This window comes from Paenibacillus lycopersici, from assembly GCF_010119935.1.
In the GTDB taxonomy this organism is placed as follows: domain Bacteria; phylum Bacillota; class Bacilli; order Paenibacillales; family Paenibacillaceae; genus Paenibacillus_Z; species Paenibacillus_Z lycopersici.
Map to the genome: position 1 here is coordinate 3,039,724 of NZ_CP048209.1, position 22,119 is coordinate 3,061,842.

At 57.0% G+C, this 22,119-nt stretch carries 19 protein-coding genes and 1 other annotated feature; of the genes, 11 read left to right on the forward strand and 8 right to left on the reverse strand.

Annotation, left to right across the window (positions count from 1 at the left end):
* The first annotated feature begins 1 nt into the window (after position 1).
* The 3 genes from cyoC to GXP70_RS13555 all read left to right on the forward strand — a co-directional run bounded on the left by cyoC (position 2) and on the right by GXP70_RS13555 (position 1,947).
* The gene (gene cyoC / locus GXP70_RS13545; RefSeq protein ID WP_162357305.1) at positions 2 to 625 is read left to right on the forward strand and encodes a cytochrome o ubiquinol oxidase subunit III; all 624 of its coding nucleotides are present in this window, start codon (positions 2 to 4) and stop codon (positions 623 to 625) included.
* Between the two features lies 1 nt (position 626).
* Positions 627 to 977: a cytochrome o ubiquinol oxidase subunit IV gene (gene cyoD / locus GXP70_RS13550; RefSeq protein WP_162357306.1), complete on the forward strand. Its 351-nt coding sequence runs from the start codon at positions 627 to 629 to the stop codon at positions 975 to 977.
* A gap of 223 nt (positions 978 to 1,200) precedes the next feature.
* Positions 1,201 to 1,947: an HAD family hydrolase gene (locus tag GXP70_RS13555; protein WP_162357307.1), complete on the forward strand. Its 747-nt coding sequence runs from the start codon at positions 1,201 to 1,203 to the stop codon at positions 1,945 to 1,947.
* A gap of 131 nt (positions 1,948 to 2,078) precedes the next feature.
* On the opposite strand, the gene GXP70_RS13560 is transcribed toward GXP70_RS13555, so the two are convergent.
* Complete coding sequence (locus GXP70_RS13560) at positions 2,079 to 2,873, reverse strand: class I SAM-dependent methyltransferase (protein ID WP_162357308.1); 795 nt, start codon at positions 2,871 to 2,873, stop codon at positions 2,079 to 2,081.
* Positions 2,874 to 3,068: 195 nt separating this feature from the next.
* Positions 3,069 to 3,310, forward strand: a binding site (T-box leader).
* 89 nt (positions 3,311 to 3,399) lie between these two features.
* On the opposite strand from GXP70_RS13560, the gene GXP70_RS13565 reads away from it, so the two are divergent.
* Positions 3,400 to 4,575: an aminotransferase class I/II-fold pyridoxal phosphate-dependent enzyme gene (locus GXP70_RS13565; protein ID WP_162357309.1), complete on the forward strand. Its 1,176-nt coding sequence runs from the start codon at positions 3,400 to 3,402 to the stop codon at positions 4,573 to 4,575.
* 65 nt (positions 4,576 to 4,640) lie between these two features.
* On the opposite strand, the gene GXP70_RS13570 is transcribed toward GXP70_RS13565, so the two are convergent.
* Positions 4,641 to 5,546 (reverse strand): LysR family transcriptional regulator, encoded by a 906-nt coding sequence (locus tag GXP70_RS13570; RefSeq protein WP_162357310.1) that lies wholly within the window; start codon positions 5,544 to 5,546, stop codon positions 4,641 to 4,643.
* 137 nt (positions 5,547 to 5,683) lie between these two features.
* Between GXP70_RS13570 and GXP70_RS13575 the strand changes: the two genes are divergently transcribed.
* On the forward strand, positions 5,684 to 6,760 hold the full coding sequence (locus GXP70_RS13575; RefSeq protein WP_162357311.1) for a branched-chain amino acid aminotransferase: 1,077 nt from the start codon (positions 5,684 to 5,686) through the stop codon (positions 6,758 to 6,760).
* A 605-nt stretch (positions 6,761 to 7,365) separates the two neighbouring features.
* On the opposite strand, the gene GXP70_RS13580 is transcribed toward GXP70_RS13575, so the two are convergent.
* Together GXP70_RS13580 and GXP70_RS13585 are read right to left on the reverse strand one after the other, a co-directional pair.
* The gene (locus GXP70_RS13580; RefSeq protein ID WP_162357312.1) at positions 7,366 to 8,031 is read right to left on the reverse strand and encodes an MBL fold metallo-hydrolase; all 666 of its coding nucleotides are present in this window, start codon (positions 8,029 to 8,031) and stop codon (positions 7,366 to 7,368) included.
* Between the two features lie 100 nt (positions 8,032 to 8,131).
* Positions 8,132 to 9,703 carry an FMN-binding glutamate synthase family protein gene (locus GXP70_RS13585; RefSeq protein WP_162357313.1) on the reverse strand — a complete coding sequence of 524 codons (1,572 nt, stop codon included), beginning with the start codon at positions 9,701 to 9,703 and terminating at the stop codon, positions 8,132 to 8,134.
* 364 nt (positions 9,704 to 10,067) lie between these two features.
* On the opposite strand from GXP70_RS13585, the gene GXP70_RS13590 reads away from it, so the two are divergent.
* Positions 10,068 to 11,576, forward strand: coding sequence for a flavin monoamine oxidase family protein (locus GXP70_RS13590; RefSeq protein ID WP_225442792.1), 1,509 nt, complete (start codon positions 10,068 to 10,070; stop codon positions 11,574 to 11,576).
* A 121-nt stretch (positions 11,577 to 11,697) separates the two neighbouring features.
* Here the strand turns inward: GXP70_RS13590 and GXP70_RS13595 are convergent, their stop codons facing one another.
* On the reverse strand, positions 11,698 to 12,180 hold the full coding sequence (locus GXP70_RS13595) for a hypothetical protein (RefSeq protein WP_162357315.1): 483 nt from the start codon (positions 12,178 to 12,180) through the stop codon (positions 11,698 to 11,700).
* A 184-nt stretch (positions 12,181 to 12,364) separates the two neighbouring features.
* On the opposite strand from GXP70_RS13595, the gene GXP70_RS13600 reads away from it, so the two are divergent.
* Positions 12,365 to 13,084 carry a YebC/PmpR family DNA-binding transcriptional regulator gene (locus GXP70_RS13600; protein ID WP_162357316.1) on the forward strand — a complete coding sequence of 240 codons (720 nt, stop codon included), beginning with the start codon at positions 12,365 to 12,367 and terminating at the stop codon, positions 13,082 to 13,084.
* 412 nt (positions 13,085 to 13,496) lie between these two features.
* On the forward strand, positions 13,497 to 15,416 hold the full coding sequence (locus GXP70_RS13605) for a sensor histidine kinase (protein WP_162357317.1): 1,920 nt from the start codon (positions 13,497 to 13,499) through the stop codon (positions 15,414 to 15,416).
* A 94-nt stretch (positions 15,417 to 15,510) separates the two neighbouring features.
* Here GXP70_RS13605 and GXP70_RS13610 read toward each other — a convergent pair whose 3' ends face one another.
* The 3 genes from GXP70_RS13610 to GXP70_RS13620 all read right to left on the reverse strand — a co-directional run bounded on the left by GXP70_RS13610 (position 15,511) and on the right by GXP70_RS13620 (position 19,162).
* A complete protein-coding gene (locus GXP70_RS13610; protein ID WP_162357318.1) occupies positions 15,511 to 15,756 on the reverse strand; it encodes an NHLP leader peptide family RiPP precursor in 246 nt (81 codons plus the stop codon).
* 687 nt (positions 15,757 to 16,443) lie between these two features.
* Positions 16,444 to 17,727, reverse strand: coding sequence for an IS110 family RNA-guided transposase (locus GXP70_RS13615; RefSeq protein ID WP_162357319.1), 1,284 nt, complete (start codon positions 17,725 to 17,727; stop codon positions 16,444 to 16,446).
* A gap of 490 nt (positions 17,728 to 18,217) precedes the next feature.
* Positions 18,218 to 19,162: a hypothetical protein gene (locus GXP70_RS13620; RefSeq protein ID WP_162357320.1), complete on the reverse strand. Its 945-nt coding sequence runs from the start codon at positions 19,160 to 19,162 to the stop codon at positions 18,218 to 18,220.
* 191 nt (positions 19,163 to 19,353) lie between these two features.
* Between GXP70_RS13620 and GXP70_RS13625 the strand changes: the two genes are divergently transcribed.
* The 3 genes from GXP70_RS13625 to GXP70_RS13635 all read left to right on the forward strand — a co-directional run bounded on the left by GXP70_RS13625 (position 19,354) and on the right by GXP70_RS13635 (position 22,078).
* Complete coding sequence (locus GXP70_RS13625; protein ID WP_162357321.1) at positions 19,354 to 20,028, forward strand: cysteine hydrolase family protein; 675 nt, start codon at positions 19,354 to 19,356, stop codon at positions 20,026 to 20,028.
* Between the two features lie 66 nt (positions 20,029 to 20,094).
* Positions 20,095 to 20,802 (forward strand): ABC transporter ATP-binding protein, encoded by a 708-nt coding sequence (locus GXP70_RS13630; RefSeq protein WP_162357322.1) that lies wholly within the window; start codon positions 20,095 to 20,097, stop codon positions 20,800 to 20,802.
* A 13-nt stretch (positions 20,803 to 20,815) separates the two neighbouring features.
* Positions 20,816 to 22,078, forward strand: a complete 1,263-nt coding sequence (locus GXP70_RS13635) for an ABC transporter permease (RefSeq protein WP_162357323.1) — start codon at positions 20,816 to 20,818, stop codon at positions 22,076 to 22,078.
* Positions 22,079 to 22,119: the final 41 nt, after the last annotated feature.

Consider the following 22,119-nt stretch of genomic DNA (forward strand, 5'->3'; position numbering starts at 1 on the left):
CATGCAGCATGCAATCGATCATAGCCATCCGCGGCACGCCGCCGGATCGCACGATCACGGCCATCACGATCAAGAATCGATGAAGGTGCTCGGCTTCTGGATCTTCCTCGTCACGGACTGTCTGCTGTTCGGCACGCTGTTCGCCACGTATGTCGTGCTTAAAGGGCATACGGACGGCGGACCGACGGGGAAAGAGCTGTTCGAAATTCCGGGATTCGTCGCCGAGACGTTTATTTTGCTCACAAGCAGCTTCACGAGCGGCCTGGCCGTTCTCGCCATGAACAAGGGCAAGGTCAACCAACTGATCGGCTGGCTGATCGTGACCGCGGTGCTCGGCGCTTCGTTCGTCGGCCTCGAAATCAACGAGTTCGTGAACATGGTGCACGATGGCGCCACGATCTCGACGAGCGCGTTCCTGACCTCCTTCTTCACGCTGGTCGGCACGCACGGACTTCACGTATCGATCGGTCTGATCTGGATGATCGGCCTGATGATTCAGCTGAAGATGCGGGGCATTACGCCGGTAACGCGGCGGAAGATTACCGTCATCAGCTTGTACTGGCACTTTCTTGACGTGGTGTGGATCTTCCTCTTCACGATCGTTTACTTGATGGGGGTGATGTAAAATGAGTCAGCATTCCGCAGGCACGGCCGGTCATGAACACGGCCATCACGACGAGCATGAAGATCATGGATCGCTGAAAGCCTATATCATCGGCTTCATTTTATCCATCGTCCTGACCGTTATACCTCTGCTGGTCGTGTTCGAAACGAGCATGAACAAGACGGGCGTCATCATTACGATCATTACGATGGCCGTTATCCAGCTACTCGTGCAGCTGTTGTTCTTCATGCATATTCGCGAAGGCCAAGGGCCGAAGTATAACGTCATGGCGCTCGTGCTCGGATTGTTCATCGTCGTCGTTATCGTGGCGGGTTCCGTATGGATCATGTCGTTCAACTCGGTCGTGCAATAATAGCGTACCATGCAATCATTATGTTTCATGCAGCAGCGCGGTTCTTCCTCGGAGAAGAGCCGCGTTTTTGTTGTTGCATGCGCGCGATCAGGTTATCTGGTTCGTTGAGTTGAACGTCTCGTTAATGGAAGGCGATTCGTGCCGTGCGAACCGGCATTTTACAGGAAGGAGCGGCCGCTGGTATAGTTAGAGGGCGAAGAACTCTTCATGGGAGGGCTAACCTATGTATCCGAAAGCGATTTTCCTCGATTTGGACGATACGATTATCGCCTTTGACCACGGCGTTGACGTGGATGGCTGCTGGAGGCTGGCTTGCGGTAACGAGCTGCCATACGATGAGGAGACATTGACCGGCATTATCGAGCGCATCAAGGGAAAAGCGAAGTGGTATTGGAGCGACCCCGAGCGCCATCGCATCGGGCGGATGGATCTCGCTAAGACCCGCGCAGGCTTCATTGCCGAGGCGCTGCAGGAAGCGGGTCATGGCGGCCCGGCCGCAGCCGAGAGCGCCGCGGCGGTTGCCGAACGCATCTCGGCCGCGTTCACCGATGCGCGGGACAAGGCGATCACCATGATTCCGGGCGCGCTCGAAACGATTCATCACTTGAGAGAGCGCGGCTTCAAGCTGGCGCTGATCACGAACGGCAGCGCCAGCGGTCAGCGCAGCAAGATCGACCGGTTCGGGCTCGCGCCGCTCTTCGATCTCATCCTCATCGAGGGGGAGTTCGGAACGGGCAAGCCCGAGCAAGCCGTCTACCTGCACGCCATGCAGGAGCTGAACGTCAAGGCGGAAGAAGCGTGGATGGTAGGCGATAATTTCGATTGGGAGATCGTCGCGCCGCAAGCGGTCGCGATGAAAGGCGTCTGGGTCAATCCGAAGCGTCTGGCGCCTACGGGCGGCATAACGCCGTTCCGAACGATCGAAACATTAAGCGAGCTTCGCGGACTGCTGGACGAGCTTGCGAATTAAGCGGAACGCTTAATGAATCCGTACGAACGAGCCTGGCCTCGTAAGCGGAACGCTAAGTCGGACGGGCTCGCGCGGAGTGAGCGGGAGGCGGCGCCGATCGGGCTCGCGGCCTGACTGCCGGCGAGAGAAGGTTATTTGGTCGCGAGCATCGACAGCCATTGCGGAATCGCGGCCTTCGGATTGAGCTGCCAATCGCACAGATCGTCAAGCTCCTGCTGCGTGCGCGGCGTCTCGTCCTCGTCGTCGATCCAGAACGTGGCGTCCGCCGCGTACATTTCCTCCATCCGCGCGATGCGCAGGCCGCCGTTCAGCATGGAGTTGGCGATGTCCTGCACGCGCCACAGGTAGCGCGGCACCTCCTCGAACGGTCCCGTCAGATGGTACGGCTTGACGACCTCGAGGACGCCGCCCTCATTGCCGCCGAACGGCCGCATGAACGGATGGATGTCGAACATGACGTACGACCCGCCGTCTTTCAAGATCCGGTGAACGTTCCGGTACATGCCCGCCAGATCGGAAATCCAGACATGGACGCCGTTCGAGGTATAGACGAAATCGTACGCCCCGCTTGCGATGCCGCTCAGCTTCATCGTGTCCTCGAGGACAAATTCGATGTCCCAGCCGTGCTCGTCGGCGATCTTGCGGCTGTTGGCGATCTGGTTCTCCGAGATGTCGCAGGACGTGACGCGGGCGCCCAGGAGATGGAAGGCGAAGACGGCGTGATTGTCGCCGCTGGACGGCACGCAGATGCGTTTGCCCCGCAGGTCGGGCATCGCTTGCTTGATCAATTCGAAAGTTGCCGGGTGGAAGGCGGATTCCGGTTGACGAATCAGCGCGGCAATGACGTTCTCGGTGCGTTTGACGCGATACCACGTTTCCGACCATTCGTTCCATTGGTCTTTGACGCTTGAAGCTGAATGTTCCATGCATGCAAACCTCATTTCACGGTTGGAGTCGTCTGACGAAGGAAGGCATGGTGTGGAAAATTCTTGATTTTGGAAGCGCTTCCCTCTATCCACACAATAAGCGACGGACCGCCATCCGTCAATCGCCGATCAAGAACGCCTATTGACGGCTCGCCGGCAATAGGGCTATAATGGCTACAAACTTCACATGAACCATAAAATTCGTTGACGAGAAAGAGTACGTCATCCGTCTGATTCACAGAGAGTTGGGGCAGGTGCAAACCAACATTCAGGCGCTGACCGAAGCCATCTCCGAGAAGCCAGCTGAACGTAAGAGTAAGCGGCGCCGCAGGTCCAGCGTTAACGGGACGCGTATTGTTGGATACGTGATTGAGTGCCGCTTTCCTTGACGGATTGCGGAACTAGGGTGGTAACACGGGTAATGGCCCGTCCCTTTTTGGGGACGGGTCTTTTTGCGTTCAATCGGCGATTGGCATGGGAGCGAAATTGCGTTAGACGCGGTGAATACAAGAAGGAGGAGAAACGGATGATCGGATCAACATCGTTAACGGAGTTTTTGACGCCGGCGGTTCGCGACATGGAGCCGTCGGGCATACGGAGGTATTTTGATTACGCGGCGGGACGGAAGGATATCATCTCGCTCGGCGTGGGCGAACCGGATTTCGTGACGCCGAAGCCCGTTCGCGACGCTTGCATCGCCGCGCTGGAGAAAGGACGGACGACGTATACACCGAATGCCGGCTTGCCGGAGCTGCGCGAAGCGATCGCGGACTACTTGGGCGATGCGTTCGGGCTGGCGTACGATGCCGCCGACGAAGTGCTGGTCACGAACGGAAGCAGCGAAGCGATCGATCTCGCGCTCCGGGCGCTCCTCTCGCCAGGCGACGAAATTCTCATCCCGGAACCGTGCTTCGTCGCTTATTCGCCGATTTCGGCCTTGTTCGGAGGCGTGACCGTTCCGATCGAAACGACCGCGGAGAACGGATTCAAGCTGACCGCGGAAGCGCTGCGGGCGAAGCTGACGCCGCGATCGAAGATTCTGCTGGTGAGCTACCCGAATAATCCGACCGGCGGCATCATGACGCGGGAAGACTGGCTGCCGATCGCCAAGCTGGCCGAGGAGCATAATCTGCTCGTCATCTCCGATGAGATCTACGCGGAGCTGACTTACGGCAGCGTGCACGAAAGCATTGCGGCGCTGCCCGGCATGCAGCGGCGAACATTGCTCGTAAGCGGCTTCTCCAAAGCGTTCGCCATGACGGGCTGGCGGGTCGGCTATGTATGCGGTCCGGCCGAGCTGGTGTCGGCGCTGCTGAAGATTCATCAATATACCGCCATGTGCGCGCCGATTCTCGGCCAGATCGCCGCGCTGGAATCGCTCCGCATCGGGATGGAAGAGAAGGCGCGCATGGTGGAATCCTATGACGGCAGACGGCGGTTCTTCGTCGCCAGGCTGCGTGAAATCGGCCTCCCTTGCCACGAGCCGCGCGGATCATTCTATGCGTTCCCGTCGATCGCGCCGACCGGGCTGAGCTCGGATGAGTTCGCGCGCCGGCTGCTCGACGAAGCGGGCGTCGTCACGGTGCCCGGCCACGTGTTCGGCGTCGGCGGCGAAGGCTTTATCCGCTGCTGCTACGCGGCTTCGCAGTCGCAGCTGGAGACGGCGCTGGAGCGCATCGAGCTATTCGTGCAATCGCTGTGAGCGTGTGCCGAAGCTGATTCCGCGACAGCGCAGCGGATTTCGCATTGCGGGCTTCATCGCTTCCGCTACATCTGGCCCGACTGGAAATAGTCGATGAAATGCTGCGCGCGTTTCGACAGCAGATGATCCTTCAGCCAGAGGATGCCGATATCCGATTGGAAGTAGGCATCCTTGATCGGCAGAATCGCGATTTCGCTATAGGGGAACGAGGACAGAATCGATTTCGGGAATACGGTTGCTCCGATGCCGGCAGCGATTAAGGACATAATAACGGTAACGCTTGAGCATTCGCAGATGATATTGGGCTCCAGGCCATGCCGCCTGAACTCGTTCACGACCTGCTCGTGCATGCGGATCGTTTTGTCCGTCTTCAATGTGAGGAGCGGGTACTCCGCCAGCTCATGCATCGCAATGCTCGTCCGTTCTTTGCCGGATTGCGTCACCCAGGCGCTCGGGAAGACCGTCACGTACGGATCGGACGGCAGCGGCAGCGTCGACAGCTTCGCGGGCAGAATGCCGGTTTCGAAGGGGAGGCGGGAGACGACGAGCTCGATCGCGCGTTTCTCCAGCATCTCGCCGAGCAGGAAGTGATCGCCTTCGGTAATTTTGAACGTGATCTGCGGGTAAGCCGCGCGCAGCTTCTGAATGGGCTTCGGCAGGATCGACACGCAGGAGACGACGGCGCCGATCGAGAGCGTGCCGCGTACGCCTTCTTCCAGCTCCTTCACTTCCAGCATCGTTTCGTCGAGCTGCGCCAGCAGCGACTCGGCCTTGGAACGAAGCAGCTCGCCGGCGGCGGTCAGCGTCAGCTGCTTGCGGCCGCGCTCGAACAATTTCGCGCCGAGCTCCTCCTCCATCAGCATCAGCTGGCGGCTTAGCGGAGGCTGCTCCATATGCAGCAATTTGGCCGCGCGCGTAATTTGCTTCTCTTGGGCAATGGCAAGGAAATATTTCAATTGTTTCAAGTCCATCGGGATTCGCCTCTTCATTAGCATACCTTGAAGGTATGCAAAATGGATAAAATAGATATTATTAATATAGCTACCGGCATAGTAAAATGCAATTAGACGTCATACGACATTGAACAATAATGAAAGAGGGGATTCCCATGATCGCAGCTACAACGATCCAAATCGAACGCACGACGAACCCGAAAGTGAAACCGCAGCCGGACAAACTCGGCTTCGGCGTTCATTTCACCGACCATATGTTCATTATGAACTACTCGGCCGAGCATGGCTGGCATCAAGCGCGCATCGTGCCGTATCAGCCGATCACCCTCGATCCGGCGGCGAAAGTGTTTCACTACGGCCAAACGGTATTCGAAGGCTTGAAAGCGTATCGCACCGAAGAAGGCCGCGTGCAGCTGTTCCGGCCCGACATGAACTTCAAGCGTCTTAACCGTTCGAACGACCGGATGAGCATTCCTCCGATTCCGGAAGAGCTGGGGATCGAAGCGGTCAAGGAACTGACGAAGATCGACCAGGACTGGATTCCGGACGGCGCAGGCAACTCGCTCTATATCCGCCCGTTCGTTATCGCGACCGAACCGCTTCTCGGCGTTCATCCGTCGCACGAGTACCAGTTCATCATCATCATGTCGCCGGTCGGCGCCTATTACCCGGAAGGCATTAACCCGGTCAAGATTTTCGTCGAATCCCGTTACGTCCGTGCCATGGTCGGCGGCGTCGGCGAAGCGAAGACGGCCGGCAACTACGCGGCAGGCCTCAAAGCGCAGGAAGCGGCGAACGAGCAGGGCTATACGCAGGTGCTGTGGCTCGACGGCGCAGAGCACAAGTACATCGAGGAAGTCGGCAGCATGAACGTCTTCTTCAAGATCGACGGCACCGTCTATACGCCGGCGCTGAACGGCAGCATCCTGGACGGGATCACGCGCAACTCGACGATCCAGCTGCTGAAGCATTGGAATATTCCGGTCGTGGAACGCGTTCTCTCGATCGAGGAAATCTACGAAGCGGGCCGTACGGGCAAGCTGGAGGAAGCGTTCGGCACGGGTACGGCAGCCGTCATCTCCCCGGTCGGCGAGCTGAACTGGAAAGGCGAGAAGCTGGTCATCAACGACGGCGCGACAGGCGAAGTGTCCGAGAAGCTGTACGACAACCTGACAGGCATTCAATACGGCAAATTGGAAGATCCGTTCAGCTGGATGGTTGAAGTGAAATAAAATCATGCTTCGCGTGCAAGGCGCATAAGTGCGGCCGCGTTCGCCGCGGCGCTCGAACAAGACGGGCAGATCCGAAAATGGATCTGCCCGTCTTCATATTGTAGGGAAACCCATGATTGGGACCTCGAATGGATCGACAACTTGATCGGCGGACCTCGGGCAGTACAGGCATCCGCATCCGCGTTATCCAGCTTGGGCATCCGAATCCGTTCGGATCATGTCGCTTAAGGAGGAATAGGCAGCGCTGTCTTCGACAGCATGGGATCCGGATAGGAGATCCGTTATTCGCCCGTTTACATGGCTATCTATGTTCTCGCGGACATAGGATCCTTTAATTCGTCAAACAGGCAGTCCGTTCTGCGCTCTCCGGAGACAATAACGAATCCTATGTCCGTTCGCTTCCCCAAATCTACCGATTTCAACCAAATAACGGATTCTGTGTCCGTCGACCATGATGACGATCTCGTCGGCATATGCAATGTCGAAGAACCAAGTATGTTCTCGACAGCCTGAAGCCGGGCAGATCCGAATCGGATCTGCCCGGCTTGTTCGTTGTGCAATCGAGAATCGAGGCTAATGATCGAATGCCATTGAGCCTTTCATAGTCATGCATATTGCTGGACATATTGAAACGTAAGCGTCTGCGGCTTGTCCGGGAGCTCCCGCTTGCTCAGCGCCAGCGTCCGAACGTCGGCGGTCAAAGGCCGGCCGAGCGCCTGGATGAACGGCGCGCTCTTCTCGAATACGATCCGCCCGAGCAGCCCGAGCGCTTTCGTGCCGTAATGCATCGGAATGGCGATCGCCGGGTTCAGCTGCCGGACGACCTGGGCCGCTTCCGTGCCGTTCAGCGTCATTCGGCCGCCGATCGGCACGATCAGCACGTCGATTGCGCCGAGGGACGCCAGCTGCTCCTCCGTCAGCAGATGGCCGAGATCGCCGGCATGGCAGACGACGATGCCGTCCATTTCGATGACGAAGCATAGATTGCCGCCGCGTTTCGCGCCGTTATGCTTGTCATGGAAGGTTCGGACGCCGCGGACGGCGACGTCGCGCACGGTGCGCGGCTCGGGTTCGTTGATCAAGACATAGCTGCCGGAAGCGACTTGGATCTGATTATGGTCCTTGTGATTATGCGTGACGATGACGGCGTCCGTCTCGATCGGCTTCGGCATCCGATAACCGAGAAACTTGCCGTACGGATCGATCAGAACGCGCGTGCCTTGCTCGGACGTAAGCATAAAGCTGGAATGACCGTACCATATCATCTTCATAAGAGCAGCCACCTTACTTGTGTAATTATCTGTGCAGATTACAGCACAATAATATATATGTGCAAATAATAGCACATTAATTACGACTTGGCAAAGCCGGTCAGAGGGCGGCGTCCGGGTATGGGAACAAATCGGCGATCCGCATGCTCTGGCCGCTCTCGTTCGTGAAGACGACATGCTCGCGGCGGAGTTCGCGCGGGCTGTTCAAGCCGCAGGCCGCGGCGAGCGAGAACAAGCCTTCCCGCATTTGCAGAATGTAGTTCATTACGCGCCACTGCTTCTCCTCCGGCGCTAACGCTTCCTGATACTTGGAATCCGTCGTCGTGATGCCCGTCGGGCATTTGCCGGTATGGCACTGCATCGCCATGATGCAGCCGTTAGCCATCATGAAGCCCCGCGCGGAATTGACGGCATCGGCGCCGAGGGCAAGCGCGATCGCTACTTTATCGGGCGTGATCAGCTTGCCGGAGGCGAACAGCTTGAACCGGTCGCGAACGCCGAATTTGCGGGCCGTGTCGTCCAGGATAAGCAGGCCGGCGTAGAGCGGCAGTCCCATGCCGTCGGCCATCGCCTTGAACGTCGCGCCGGAACCGCCTTCGGAACCGTCCACCGTAATGAAATCCGGATAGATATCCAGCGCCAGCATCGCCTGGAAGAACGGCTCGAGGCGCTTCGGATCGCCGACGACGATTTTAACGCCGACCGGCTTGCCGCCTTCCTGCTGCAGCGTCCCGATGAAACGAAGCGATTCCTCGGGGCTCGTCAGAAATTCGAACCGGTTCGGCGAATTGACGGTCTTGCCGATGGGCACGAGGCGCGCTTTCGCGACCGGCGCCGTCACCTTCGCGCCTTCGAGGTGGCCGCCGCGGATTTTGGCGCCTTGATGGAATTTAAGCTCGAACGCCTTGATGGTCGGCTGACCTGCCTTTTCCTTGAACGCGGCAATCGAGAACCGTCCGTCGCCGTCGCGGTAGCCGAACAGGCCGGGGCCGATCTGGGCGACGATATCCGCGCCGGTCTCCAGGTGCACGTCGGCTACGCCGCCCTCGCCCGTGTTGATCCATGAACCGCCGGCCATGCGCGCGCCGCTGCCGGTCGATTGAATATAGCGCTCGCCGACCGCGCCGAAGGAGGTCGCCGAGGCGCCGAACATGCCTTTGAGCCGCCAAGGCTGCCGGCGCTGGCTGCCGACGACGATAGCGTCATCGTCGGCCAGCAGCCAGGGCTTCACCTGCTCGTCGACGATTTTCTCCTGACGCGTGAAGAGGCCTTCGTCCGTGATGACGTATTTGCGGCCAGGCCGCACGACGTCGTTATCGACGCGGAGCTCGCTCGTTAATTTCGGGAACATGGCATTGGACAAATAATAGCCGGGCTTCTCGTAATCCCGCCGGCCGCCGAAGGAAATCAGGTCCGTACGGTATTTGGCCGCATAGACCAAGCCGACGAAGTCAGCCCGCGAGAACGGTTTGCCTTCCGTATCGTTGTCGAACCAGTATTGGCGGAATTCGGGGCCAAGCTTCTCCAGCAAATACCGTACCCAGCCCAGGAACGGATGGGAGCGGATAATGGAGTGCTTCGGCTGCTTGGACAGCACGAACATATAGCCGAAGAACGCGAGCGGGGGAACGACGAAGACGACGAGCAGCACAACGAGTATCGTGATCAGCATGCGATAATGACCTCCAGATGAAAGATATCGGTTACGATGAACAGGTATATTCTACCACGAAAGGCGGTATTCATTCTTGAATTCCGAATGAATTCCGATCGGCGCCGGCCGTTGACGCTTTCGATTCTATGACTCTATGAAAAACAGACGAGCGCGTAATTCCTATCATTTGCGTCTTGCATATGCTGAATGGAGACAACTCCTGCTTCGCAAAAGCAAATTGGAGTTTTCAAAGGATGATAGGATGCCGCGTACACCGTTAGCCAGATTGCTGCGAGACATGTATGTCATTGCAGGCGCAGCGCATGATAAGCAACTATCGATTGAACAGGTGATGAAAGAACAGCGGGAGAAGCGCATAAGCATGCTTGAGCGGCCCGGTCCCGAAGCGCCCCATGCGGGACCACTGGCCGCGCCGATTCTGCCGGATGGCGCTGCGCGGACGGCGCCGGCGGATTCGGACCGCGCGCAGCCGCGCATCGTCATCGTCGGCGCGGGGCTCGCCGGCTTGGCCTGCGCCTACCGGCTGAAGCAGGCCGGCTACGCGGCGACGATCTACGAAGCCGACGATAAGCCGGCCGCCGGCCGCTGCAGCACCCGGTACGGCGATTTCGCCGAGGGGCAGATCGCGGAGCGGGGCGGGATGCTGATCGATACCGGACACGGCGCCATGCGCCGGCTTGCGCGCGAGATGGGGTTGAAACTGACGGACTTGCTGGCGGCGGAGCCGCCGGGTACGGCGCCTTGCTATTATTTCGACGGGCAGCCGTATACGTTCGCCGAAGCGGCGGAAGACTTCAAGGCCGTCCTGCCGAGGCTGAATCGGGACTTGAAGGAAGCGGGCTTCCCGACCTTGTACAACAAGCATACGGAGCGCGGGCTTGAACTGGATCGCATGTCCGTCGTCGAATGGATCGAAGCTTCCGTACCCGGCGGCAGGAGCTCCAAATTCGGCAGGCTGGTCGATATCGCGTGCAACATCGAATACGGCGCGGAGTCGAACGTACAGAGCGCATTGAATTTCTTGTATCTGCACGGACTGCTGGAGGAAGCGGAAGACTTCCGCATGTTCGGTCTGTCCGACGAACGCTTCCATATTCGCGGCGGCAACGAGCAATTGCTGCGTCGGCTGACCAAGAAGCTGGACGAGCAGCGCATCTCCAGGGGCTGCAGGCTCGTTGCGATCGCCGAGCAGGCTGACGGCAGCTACAGGCTTGCTTTTCAACAAGGCGGGTCTCTTATCGAGGTGGAAGCGGACAAGGTCGTATTGACGGTGCCGTTCTCCATTCTGCGATCATCGGTTGACATTAGCCGGGCCGGCTTCAGGCCGTTGAAGACGGCGGCGATTCAGGAGCTCGGCATGGGCACGAACAGCAAGCTCCATCTCCAATTCACGGACCGGCACTGGCATTCGCTCGGCTCGAACGGGGATACGATCGCCGATACCGGATACCAGAATACGTTCGACGTCGTCAGAGGCCAGCCCGGCAAGTCCGGGATGCTCGTCGATTACACGGGAGGCAGCATCGGAGAAGGCTTGATTACGGGGACGGTCGAAGAAAGGGCCATCCGGTTTCTGCAGCAGATCGAGCCGGTGCTTCCGGGACTGTCGGCAAAATGGAACGGCAAGGCGGCGCGCGACTATTGGCTTGGCAATCCATATTCGCTCGGCTCCTACTCCTATCGCAAAATCGGCCAATATACGAAGTTCGCCGGCATTGAAGGCGAACGCGAAGGGATTATGGGCAACTGTCATTTTGCCGGCGAGCATACGTCGATCGAGTACCAGGGCTACATGAACGGCGCGGTGGAAAGCGGGGAGCGGGCCGCGAACGAAATCGCGGCCGACTTGAAAGCGTATAGTCCGAAGTGAGGCGAGCGCGCAAATCATAGGAAGCAACCCAATCAAATATTGAAGACAGCGAAGGCGGCCCTAATGTGCAGGACCGCCTTTTGCAATGCGTTATTACGCGATGATGGTACACCGCGATAGCTTAACCAACTTCCAATGCGAAGGCATAATCGGACTTGCCTTGATTGCTCGACCAGTCGCAATGCACGGTGTAGCGATAGACGCCTTTCGCGATCGGCACGGCGCGAGGAACTCCCGTACTGCCGTCGTTTTCGTTGACAATCGTGAACGATTGAACGCCTGCCGGCATGTTGACGTCGAGCACTGCGCCTGCGGGGACCGTCGTTACCGTCTCCGTCGCGATGGATAAATCGATGTTCGTGCAGCTCTTGTCGCCGTCCGGCGAGCACCAAGCATATCCGACAAGGTCAACGGCGACCGGCTTGTTAGCGATCGTAATGTTCGGCAGCCCCGGCTGCCGCTCCGTCGTCCAGCTTGCCTGCGCCGGAGCGGCTTGCGCGATGTCCTCGCGCAGCTGGAAGACATCCCGGCAAGCCGCCAGCGAACAACCGGCCAGTACGAATAGGATAAAGGTCAATAGCGGCAAAGCTAGTTTCCGGAGCATGAATCCACCTTCTCTCAAGTAATGACGGGTTCAATGAACAAACGCGCCGAACGGATGGAAGGTTGCATTTTTTTGCGGCAATTTTAGGCGGAAAGCTTGTTCAAGCAGGGGGGAAAGTGTCATAATAATCGTTGTAGTGTTATTGCGGGCAACCGAAATCCAATGAAAGCGGGAATGAACCAAGATGGGTCGCAAATGGAACAATATCAAAGAAAAGAAAGCTTCGAAGGATGCCAATACGAGCCGCGTCTATGCCAAATTCGGACTGGAAATCTACGTAGCCGCCAAGAAGGGCGAGCCGGATCCCGAATCCAATCAAGCGCTGAAATTCGTGCTGGAACGCGCGAAAACATACAATGTCCCGCGGGCGATCATCGACCGCGCGATCGAGAAAGCGAAAGGCGGGTCCGACGAGAATTACGTGGAGCTGCGTTACGAAGGCTTCGGTCCGAACGGTTCCATGGTTATTGTCGACGCGCTGACGAACAACGTGAACCGCACCGCGCCGGAAGTGCGCTCCGCCTTCACGAAATGCGGCGGCAGCATGGGCGTCAGCGGCTCCGTGTCCTATATGTTCACGGCTACGGCCGTCTTCGGCGTGGAAGGAAAGACGGTCGACGAGGTGCTTGAGTTGATGATGGAAGCGGATGTCGACGTCCGCGATATCGTCGAAGAAGACGAAGCGGTCATCGTGTACGCGGAACCGAACCAATTCCAAGCGGTGCAGGAAGCATTCAAGCAAGCCGGCATCACCGACTTTACGGTCGCAGAGCAGACGATGCTGCCGCAGAACTACGTGACGATTCCGGAAGAGTCGCAAGCGCAGTTCGAGCGCCTGATCGATATGCTGGAAGACTTGGAAGACGTGCAGCAGGTGTATCATAACGTGGAATTCGACGAATAGCATCCCGCTTGATTTGATTTTGAAGCATTAGCAATCAAAGCCGCGTAACTGCGGCTTTTTTTCGTTGGGCGTGCTCAGGGGAAGAGGGGGAACGTATCCTCTGAGGAGAATGAGTGGAATCGAATATTGCAAGTTATAACTAACTGCAGACGGGCCTATGGTGAAATTTGTCGAAGCATTGGAAGCCGCTAAGGTTGTGCTCGCGTGCGCGTACGAGGAGCAGGCATGCTGCAATTCATAGTTCGGACCTCCTAAGAACCGCCGTTTGGCGGTCTTATTCATGATTGGAGCAGTCCCCTATTATTTTAAAAATTATTTATGAATTATTTTACAATCAGCAGGCGAATGGGGGAAATTGTCGAATTAAGGAGAATTATAGTGTTGATTCTCATATATGGGGTGCAAAGGTAAAATGAAGATCAAATCCGTACTACTGTTCATGATTCTGGTACCCAGCTTGCTCTTGATTCTGCCGGCAAGCGCACTCGGCGCATCGTCCGATCCGAATCCGAATGTTACCGAATGGGAAATGCGTTGGGAGAAGCCGTCGGAGCGGAGTGAATTGCCGGAACAAGCGGACGCAGCGGGCGGCTGGGAAGGCGTCACCGTCAAGAAGCCGATCTATTCCGCGCCTGAGAATATTCATTCGGCTTGGATACGCATGCCGCTTCCGCAGCTGGCGGACGGCAGCGGCGCTTATTTTCCAGGTGTATACGGCCAGAAGGTCACGATCTATCTCGATGGCAGCGTGTTGTTTCATTCCGAGCACAAGCATGTCTATGATTTGAATCGCGTTCTGCTTTCGTTTGCCGAACGAGATTCGGGCAAGGAACTGTACATACATGTAGAGAACCGTAGAGAACGGCTGGGGCTCGACGGACAATTTTACTTCGGCGATTATCAGAAACTGGTGAAGGACTATACGAAAAGAGATTTGTTCGACGTTATCATGGGGAGTGCATATTTTTGCGTCGCCGTCGTTATGCTTGTCTGCGCGGCATTCCTGGTCCGTCAACAGCTGAAAAGCTGGCTTGCACTATGCATTGTCATTATGGCTATCGGCGGCTTAATCGTCGGGAATTCGCCGTTTTTGTACACGTTCTACGGCCAGAATGGGGCCTTATATCAATCGTTGTTCGATCTGTCCTTGTATTCGTTCCTGCCGGCGCTGCTGTTATTCTTCGAGCAGCTGTTCGGAAGCGGCTATCGAAGGGTAGTCATGCATTTTCGCCGATTCATGACCGGCTACGCCTTATTCGGCACGGCAATGATGGTCGTGTACCTCACTGTGGGCGATGCATTTGCGAATGTGTATATAATGCTTTCGAGCAAAATATTAGGCGTGTTCATGATCGTGCAGTTCATCATCATGTTGTCCATGCTGATTAAGCAGTTATGGATGCGGAACATCGACTCTATCATTATAGCGATCGGGCTTGTTCTCTTTACGGCCGTAGGCATAACAGAGCTGGTCATCTACTATTCCAGTGACCTCACCTATACGTTGTTCTGGTGGAAGTGGGGGCTGTTCGCCTTCGTGATCTCGCTTATCGTCGTGCTTGGCAGACGTTTCGCGGATCAGCACAAGCAAATTATCGCCTACTCGAGAGAATTGGAAATCTATTACTCCGAATTGCAGCGTTCCGAGAAAATGGAAATCATCAGCCAACTGGCGGCTTCTGTCGCGCACGAGGTTCGCAATCCGCTGCAAGTGACGCGAGGCATGCTGCAAGTGCTCGGGAGGAAGAATACGATAAAACCTGGAGAGGGCGATCTCTATCAAATGGCGATTGATGAACTGGATCGGGCCTCTGTTATCATTACGGATTTTCTAGGCTTCGCCAAGCCGCAGATGGAGAATGTCGTCGAATTGAATCTGGCCGAAGAATTCAAGCATGTGGAAGGCATTATCGTGCCGCTCGCGAATTTGCAAGGCGGCAAATTGGAAGTCCATATGCCGAAATCGCTGCGGATTATGGGCAATTCCGCCAAATTGAAGCAAGCGATCATCAATCTTATTAAGAATAGTATCGAAGCACTGGAAGGATCGGGACTTGTGCGCGTCTGGGCGTACGAGGAGCGCGAGCAGGTCGTTATCCATATCGCGGACAGCGGCAGCGGCATGGACGAGAGCATGATCGACCGATTGGGAGAACCCTATTTGACCAGCAAATCAAAGGGAACGGGTCTCGGACTCATGATTACCTTCCGCATTATCGAAGCGATGAGAGGCACGATCGTGTTTACAAGCGAGAAGGGGGTCGGAACGGAAGCGACGATCCGGTTCCCGGCTGTGAATACGATGCGTGAAAAGGCAAGCGTAAGCATCTGATCCGTGAACCTTGAATCCTTGAACGAAACAAAAGGGAACCGTCATAGGACGATTCCCTTTTGTTTCGTTCGGATTTGTAAATGAGAGTGCTAGATTACCAAGTAACTTCCACATTGTTGGCTTGAGCGGCGTTGAGCGCCGGGTTCGGAGGGATGACGAGCAATACCCGATTTGCCGTTTCCTCGGCAACCACCAGTTCCATGCTGTCTGGAACCTCGATGTTGAAGTGTGCTTTAAGGGCGCTCTTGGGATCTGCGATCAGCGCTGCTTTGAATGCCGGATCGCTCCAGGCTTTCGCGATGATTTGTTCTTTAATAGAATCGTTTGTCGGGTTTGTCATACGAATCAGACCGCCTTCCAGTTATATTTTCCCATGCGCAACTAGTTTACCATAAGATTTGAAAGAAATGGAAGCGAAAGTTGTCGGAATAGCCCGGAAATTAGGATTAATATTATGTATATACGTATTTTACGTTGGGCCTTTATTACGTTCTTGAAGGGGGAGGGGTGACAAAAGCATTAATTATCGCATAAAAAAGGAATCGTCGATATTGACGATTCCCAGGCTGTCGAGAAAGTTCGACGCCGCCAATGTCGCAGAGAGGATCCCCCTCTAAGATTGGCGGACAGAGATTCCGTCCCTCTGGTAATAATGGTTTTTCTCACGTATGCTCTCTCATTCGCAGGATTTCAAGTGCATTGGACAGGTGACAGAAGCTAGGCAAGGTAGCCGACTCCCCAAGCAAAGCGCAGGCGGGCATGCGGGAATAGAGGATGCCATAGAAGCTCCTTTGCTCCCTGCTCTGCTGCACGTTTTCTTCACGCTGGCTTGAGGGTTCACCATCCCATGTCTCTACGGGTCTACGCCCTTACCTTCCTTCGTTATACCTACCCAAGCGGTGAAGTCCGATCGCTTTTATTTGACGGGTCTGTGCCCTTGCGGAACTTCCATTCGGTACTCCGTGCTTTCTTTTTCTATCCCGCGAATGGGACAACATACGTAAGTGACGGGGGTTCGCTCTTCAGACTAGGTCGCGTTTCGCAGCGGGGCAGCCTTTTGTTCCTGAAAGGCTTCGCCGCTGTGTGCAAGGGCAACCAGAATGCGGCAGAGCTTGCCCACAAGCTTCAACACCGAGTGTATGCCTTTCTGACGTAGGGTCTTGATGTTGTACGTATGCCAGCGTTTAAAACCCGCATGGTTGCAGAGCAGCATCATGACCGCCAGGTACAGATATTTGCGCAGTTGCCTTCGCCCTCGTTTGGCAAGTTTCACTTGCCCTTTGCAGGTGCCGGAGCTGCGCTCGGCCAAGTTCAGCCCCGCCAGCGCCAGTAATTGCTGACCATGGGTGTAGCGCCGCAGATCGCCAGTATTGGCAAGGATCACGGCCATGAACCAGGGGCTGAGCCCGACTTCCTGCAAGGGACGCAGGACAGCCGGCGGTAGTCGCTCCAGCAGGGCGGCGATTTCCACATCCACCTCGGCTTGCTGAGCCAGTAGATGCTCATACCGCGCAAGGAGCCGTTGAATGCGCCGGCCAAGTTCCGCTGCCTCCGTGACTCCGATGGAGCGCCCGGCGGCCAGGAGCAACTGGCTGGCGATTTGGATGCCCGTTGTTCCTCCAGCTCGCTTCAAGCCGCTCGTCCGCCACCCTTCGATCAGCTCGGGGAGCGTGTTGGCAAGGATGTCCGCGGGCAGGGGGAAGCTGCGCAAGGTCGCTCGTGCACGACTGCCGTCCCAGTGTTTAAAGACCGACCAGAATTCCGGAAACACCTGATCGATCGCCGTCTGAAGTTGATTGTCGATGACGGTGAGGGCATCGCTCATCGCCTCGCGTTCATTGACCAAGGCGTGCAGCTGCCGGTATACCGGATCGTGAACCACCCACTCCGTGTAGTACCCGCGAGAGACGACGTCGCCGATGGTCACGGCGTCCTTTGCATCGTTTTTGGAAGGTTTGTTATCTCGGTTTTCTTTATTCCGTTTCGTCGTCAGCGGATTGACCAGAACGACGGTAAGTCCTCGTTTACGCAGGGCGAAGGCCACATTGAGAAAGTAATGTCCCGTCGATTCGGCGCCGAAGATAACCTCCGTAAACCCATACGCCCGTTGCAAGTCCTGTACCCACCGCAGCAAGCGTTCAAGGCCATCGGCATGATTGGAGAAAACGAGCTTGCGGCCTTGCTGGATCCCGCGGAAGTTCACGGCAGCTGCGACATGCGTTTCTTTGGCAATGTCAATTCCGACGATAAGATGCTGAGGGGTAATTTTTTCAATCCGTTGATTAATGGCGTTCGATGCGTTAAACTTCATGGTATGAGTGTCCTCCTGGTGGATGATGGCGATTAAGGGCTCTGACCCGTTACAATCCATCTTACCAGAGGCACTCTTTTCTGTTCCAAGACGATTTCTTAGCCTCTACAGGAATTTTATTTTGGCGAGATCGGGCCAATTGGGGCAATGCACGGACACAGGATCCGTTAATGTCCCCGAATGACACCGAAAACATACGAATCAGCCGATATAAAGGATCTCTTGTCCGCCAGCACACGAAAACACGTAATCATAGAAGCGAATAGCGGATCTCCTGTCCGCATCCTTGTATGCAGACGCACCGTGAACCAGCCGTCATGAAGCCGGCTGGTTCGATACGGCTCCCGCAGTCCCTGCCACGCCGGCGAAGCGGAGATAGGATCTGTTCGCGTGCCAGAGCGCAGGTTGCCACGAGTCTGCTTCGAAGCAACGTATATGTTTCTCAACAATTTGGGAATCGTCGACATGAGAAATTCCCTTTTTTTCCATATTATTTGCGTTCAACGCTATTAAAATTTGTCTCTATCCAGTACGAGAATCCGCCTTGCAGCAGCAGGCGCTTATTATGCATTAACTTATCCGCGCCCGCTGCGAGCTGCATGGCAAGATGAGCTTGAAATGCGGATAAATGCGGGAGTCGGACTCGCAGCTCGTCCAGCAGATGACCGTTAGCGGCAGCTAGTTCTGCAAAGCGGGTAAGCGCATCGCCTATGTAAAGGGCGTTCTTCACGTCTTCTTTCGACAACGGTGTCGACTGATCGGTGCTTTCCGCATGAATCATCCCGATTAAACTATTGGCATTCTTTAATTCAAAATCTTCCTCCCAATCGGACCAATCGTCGGAGAACTGAAGCGTTCCCAGCACAAGATCCACCGCACGCGAAACTTCACTTTCCAGCTCCGGCTTGCCGGCCAATAGAAGCGCCCCCGTGCTGGCAAGTTTGACAGGCGCCGCCTTGCTGGCGAGCCGGGCGGGATCCAAACTACCCATTGGATGCTCATAAGCTACGGCCAGCGACCAATTCCGGACATATTCGTTGTAGTAATGCCAGAAAGGGGATGAATGTTCGAACATGGAGCGGTAAATATCGAGCATGCTGAGGTGAAAGAGGTTCCCGAGCGCGAGTTGTTCTTTCAAGTCTGCGGGAGCGTCGTCCATGAGATCGTCTTGGATGAAGAAATACAGCATGACAAATACATTTCCGAGCGACAGGGCTCGATAGTGTTCGGCACTAAGAGCTGTTACGGGCGCCGTCCAGAAGGGAAGCAAGTAACAAATGTGGTTCTTGGCGCTGGATGGCGCAAGCGGGTTAAAGGCTTGCAAATAGGCTTGGCCTTTTGCGTTCAGCGGTGCCGGATATGCGGCGATCAGCCGTTCGGCTTCCTCGAAGACGACGGCAAGCTCTTCTTCGTAATCGGATCTCCATGGCATCATGTCATTCCTCCTCGTAGAATTTGCTAGGATTCCATTCTTCCAGTATAAGCCATCAGCACTATGTCGAACAATGTCAAAACAATGACCGATAAAACGTGCATATCGAATCTGCAAGCTGAAAACTCGGCGCGAAGGACAAGCACCTCCCGGACATGGTATGATTTGAGAAAACGCGAGAGAGGTGATCGGCCATGAACTATACGGAGCCGCATTGGCGAAGCTCAGCCCTTATTACGATCGATACGCAAAACGATTTCGCGCTACCCGGCGCTCCCGCCGAAATTGCTGGTACCCAGGATGTCGTTCCGGCGATGGTCGAGCTGCTAGACGCCTACCGCTCGCAAGGGCTTCTCATCGTGCACGTTATTCGCCTGTACCGAACGGACGGGTCGAACGTCGATCTGTGCCGGCGATCGCTCATCGAGGGCGGAACCCCCATCGTCGCTCCGGGCAGTACGGGTGCGAAGCTGGCCGCGGAACTGCTGCCGGCCGGCGCCGAGGCGCAGCGGGACGAAGCGCTGCTGCGCGGCGAGATACAGCGGATCGGCGAGCGGGAATGGATCGTCTATAAGCCGCGCTGGGGGGCTTTCTACGAGACCGGGCTCGATGCGTTTCTGCGCGATGCGGGGGTCGACACGGTCGTCTTCAGCGGCTGCAATTTCCCGAACTGCCCGCGGACGTCCATGTACGAAGCGAGCGAGCGCGATTATCGCGTCGTCATGGTGCGTGACGCCATGTCGCAGGTATACGAGCAAGGCCTTCGCGAATTATCCGCGATCGGCGTTACCGTCTGCACGAAGGACGATGCGCTGGCATGGCTCGGCGAATCGGCGAACACAGAGGATAACACGAGTACGCAAGGTTAATGCGGCGAACGGTCGCCGCATCATTGTAGAAGCGGCGGCCGCCGGCAGGAAGGAGCGTTTGAACGCATGACGGTGCTGGAAGTAGAGATTCACAGAGCCGGATACGTCAAGGAGGCCGACGTCATCCGGGATATTGCCTTCACGATCGAAGCGGGGGAGCTTGTCGGCTTGATCGGTCCGAACGGCGCGGGCAAGAGCACGACGATTAAATCCATGCTCGGCTTGCTGCGCTATGTCGAAGGGACCGTCCGCATCGGCGGCGAGCAAAGTCAAGGCCGTTACGCCTATGTGCCGGAGCAGCCGGTGCTCTATGAGTATATGACGCTATGGGAGCATTTGCAGCTGGCAGCGGCCGCGTACGAGCTGGACGAGCAGACGTTCCGGGAACGGGCGGAGCGGATGCTGGAGCGGTTTCGGCTGTCGGACGACCGGCATAAGCTGCCGACGGGCTTCTCGAAAGGCATGCAGCAGAAGATGATGCTGATCATCGGGTTTCTGCTCCAGCCGGATCTGTACGTGGTCGACGAACCGTTCGTCGGTCTCGATCCCCGGGCGACGCGGGATTTTCTCGAGCTGCTGCAGGAGGAGCGGAGGCGGGGAGCGGGCGTACTGATGTGCACGCATGTGCTGGATACCGCCGAACGGATCAGCGACCGTCTCGTCTTGATCGACGGCGGGTCCGTCGTAGCCCAGGGAACGCTCGCGCAAGTGCGGGAGCAGGCGGGCTGCGCGGTCGACGCGCCATTGACCGATTGCTTCTACGCGCTGACCTAAGGGGGACTGGCATTTGAAAGACGCTTTAGGATACTGGCGTATCGGAACCTTGTTCCGGTGCAGGCTTCGCCGCTTCTGGACGGAACAGTGGAAGGCTTGGCGAACGGCGCTGGACTGGACGGTCTGGGTTTATTTCGTGCTGCCGCTGCTGTGGATCGGCGGCGGCACGTACGTGGATTGGTGGCATCATCCGCCGGATTGGCTGACGCGGCTGCCGATGGTTTCCGGCGAACGGCTGACGCTGGCGGTCGTCTTCTTCGGCAGGCTGCGCACGTTCGCGGAGGAAGCCGACGTCCTCTTCCTGCTGCCGCGGCGGCGATGGATGAGCGGAATCTTGACGCGAGGCATGGCGTACACCGCGCTGAGCTTGCTCGTCATGTCGGCGCTGGTCTATGTGCTGATGCTGCCGTTCTTCGTCGCGGTTCATCATTTCCCGGCTGCGCAGCTCCTCGTCATGTTGGCGTACACGTGGATCGGCGCAGGCATCGGCGCCGTGTCAAGAAATCTGATCGAAGCCCGATTCGGCGGCTTGCGCAAATGGTTCGTCAAAACGGCAACGATGCTCATGCTCGCGGCGGCCTATCTCGCGCCGCTCGTCTTGCTCGGCGGCACGCCGATGGATCTGCTTGCGCCCATCATCGCCGGCGCGGCCGTGCTCTTCGGGCTGCTCCGCGCGAAGCTGCGCGCCAGGGACACCTTCGAATCCGACGTGCGGCAGGAACAGCTCGCGAGGCTGGCCAGCACGCAGCTGCTGCTGCGGAACGTCATCGAACGACGGCCGCGCATCAAGCTGTCCAGGCCGGCGGTGCTGCGCCGGTCGAATCGGATTTTCAAGCGGTTCAGCGGAGATACGATATTGGCCGAGATGATCGTGAAAGCCTTCATCCGGCGGCTGCCGCTCGTGCGCATGTGGTTCTTCTTCACGCTGGCCTCGACGGCCGCTGTCGCGTTGTCGCCCGCCATTCTTCAGCCGTTCATTGCCGTCGCTTTCATGCTGCTGCTCTCTACCTGGGTCATCTCCCACTGGCGCGGCATGATCGCCGAACCGTTCTTCAGGCAGTTTCGCTGGCAGGACGCCGTCTTGAGAGGGTCTGCGGGTCGCGTGCGATTCTGGCTCGTGGCGCCCGCAGCCGCCTTCTTCGGCTTGTTCGGCGGGCTGAGCGCTTACGGGCCGGTCGGGATGCTGGAGATCGTCCCCGGCGTGCTGATCTGGCTGCTCCTCAGCAAGTTCATCACATCGTCGATGCTGCTGCGGATGGACCGGGAAGGCGAATAGGGCCGGTGCATGCTTGACGGTGTATAACGCCGCTTGTCTCG

Excerpts from the sequence above, each read along its gene's own strand:
- cyoC (WP_162357305.1), top strand. The coding sequence starts at position 2 with ATGCAGCATGCAATCGATCATAGCCATCCGCGGCACGCCGCCGGATCG.
- cyoD (WP_162357306.1), top strand. The coding sequence starts at position 627 with ATGAGTCAGCATTCCGCAGGCACGGCCGGTCATGAACACGGCCATCAC.
- GXP70_RS13555 (WP_162357307.1), top strand. The coding sequence starts at position 1,201 with ATGTATCCGAAAGCGATTTTCCTCGATTTGGACGATACGATTATCGCC.
- GXP70_RS13560 (WP_162357308.1), bottom strand. The coding sequence starts at position 2,873 with ATGGAACATTCAGCTTCAAGCGTCAAAGACCAATGGAACGAATGGTCG.
- GXP70_RS13565 (WP_162357309.1), top strand. The coding sequence starts at position 3,400 with ATGATCGGATCAACATCGTTAACGGAGTTTTTGACGCCGGCGGTTCGC.
- GXP70_RS13570 (WP_162357310.1), bottom strand. The coding sequence starts at position 5,546 with ATGGACTTGAAACAATTGAAATATTTCCTTGCCATTGCCCAAGAGAAG.
- GXP70_RS13575 (WP_162357311.1), top strand. The coding sequence starts at position 5,684 with ATGATCGCAGCTACAACGATCCAAATCGAACGCACGACGAACCCGAAA.
- GXP70_RS13580 (WP_162357312.1), bottom strand. The coding sequence starts at position 8,031 with ATGAAGATGATATGGTACGGTCATTCCAGCTTTATGCTTACGTCCGAG.
- GXP70_RS13585 (WP_162357313.1), bottom strand. The coding sequence starts at position 9,703 with ATGCTGATCACGATACTCGTTGTGCTGCTCGTCGTCTTCGTCGTTCCC.
- GXP70_RS13590 (WP_225442792.1), top strand. The coding sequence starts at position 10,068 with ATGCTTGAGCGGCCCGGTCCCGAAGCGCCCCATGCGGGACCACTGGCC.
- GXP70_RS13595 (WP_162357315.1), bottom strand. The coding sequence starts at position 12,180 with ATGCTCCGGAAACTAGCTTTGCCGCTATTGACCTTTATCCTATTCGTA.
- GXP70_RS13600 (WP_162357316.1), top strand. The coding sequence starts at position 12,365 with ATGGGTCGCAAATGGAACAATATCAAAGAAAAGAAAGCTTCGAAGGAT.
- GXP70_RS13605 (WP_162357317.1), top strand. The coding sequence starts at position 13,497 with ATGAAGATCAAATCCGTACTACTGTTCATGATTCTGGTACCCAGCTTG.
- GXP70_RS13610 (WP_162357318.1), bottom strand. The coding sequence starts at position 15,756 with ATGACAAACCCGACAAACGATTCTATTAAAGAACAAATCATCGCGAAA.
- GXP70_RS13615 (WP_162357319.1), bottom strand. The coding sequence starts at position 17,727 with ATGAAGTTTAACGCATCGAACGCCATTAATCAACGGATTGAAAAAATT.
- GXP70_RS13620 (WP_162357320.1), bottom strand. The coding sequence starts at position 19,162 with ATGATGCCATGGAGATCCGATTACGAAGAAGAGCTTGCCGTCGTCTTC.
- GXP70_RS13625 (WP_162357321.1), top strand. The coding sequence starts at position 19,354 with ATGAACTATACGGAGCCGCATTGGCGAAGCTCAGCCCTTATTACGATC.
- GXP70_RS13630 (WP_162357322.1), top strand. The coding sequence starts at position 20,095 with ATGACGGTGCTGGAAGTAGAGATTCACAGAGCCGGATACGTCAAGGAG.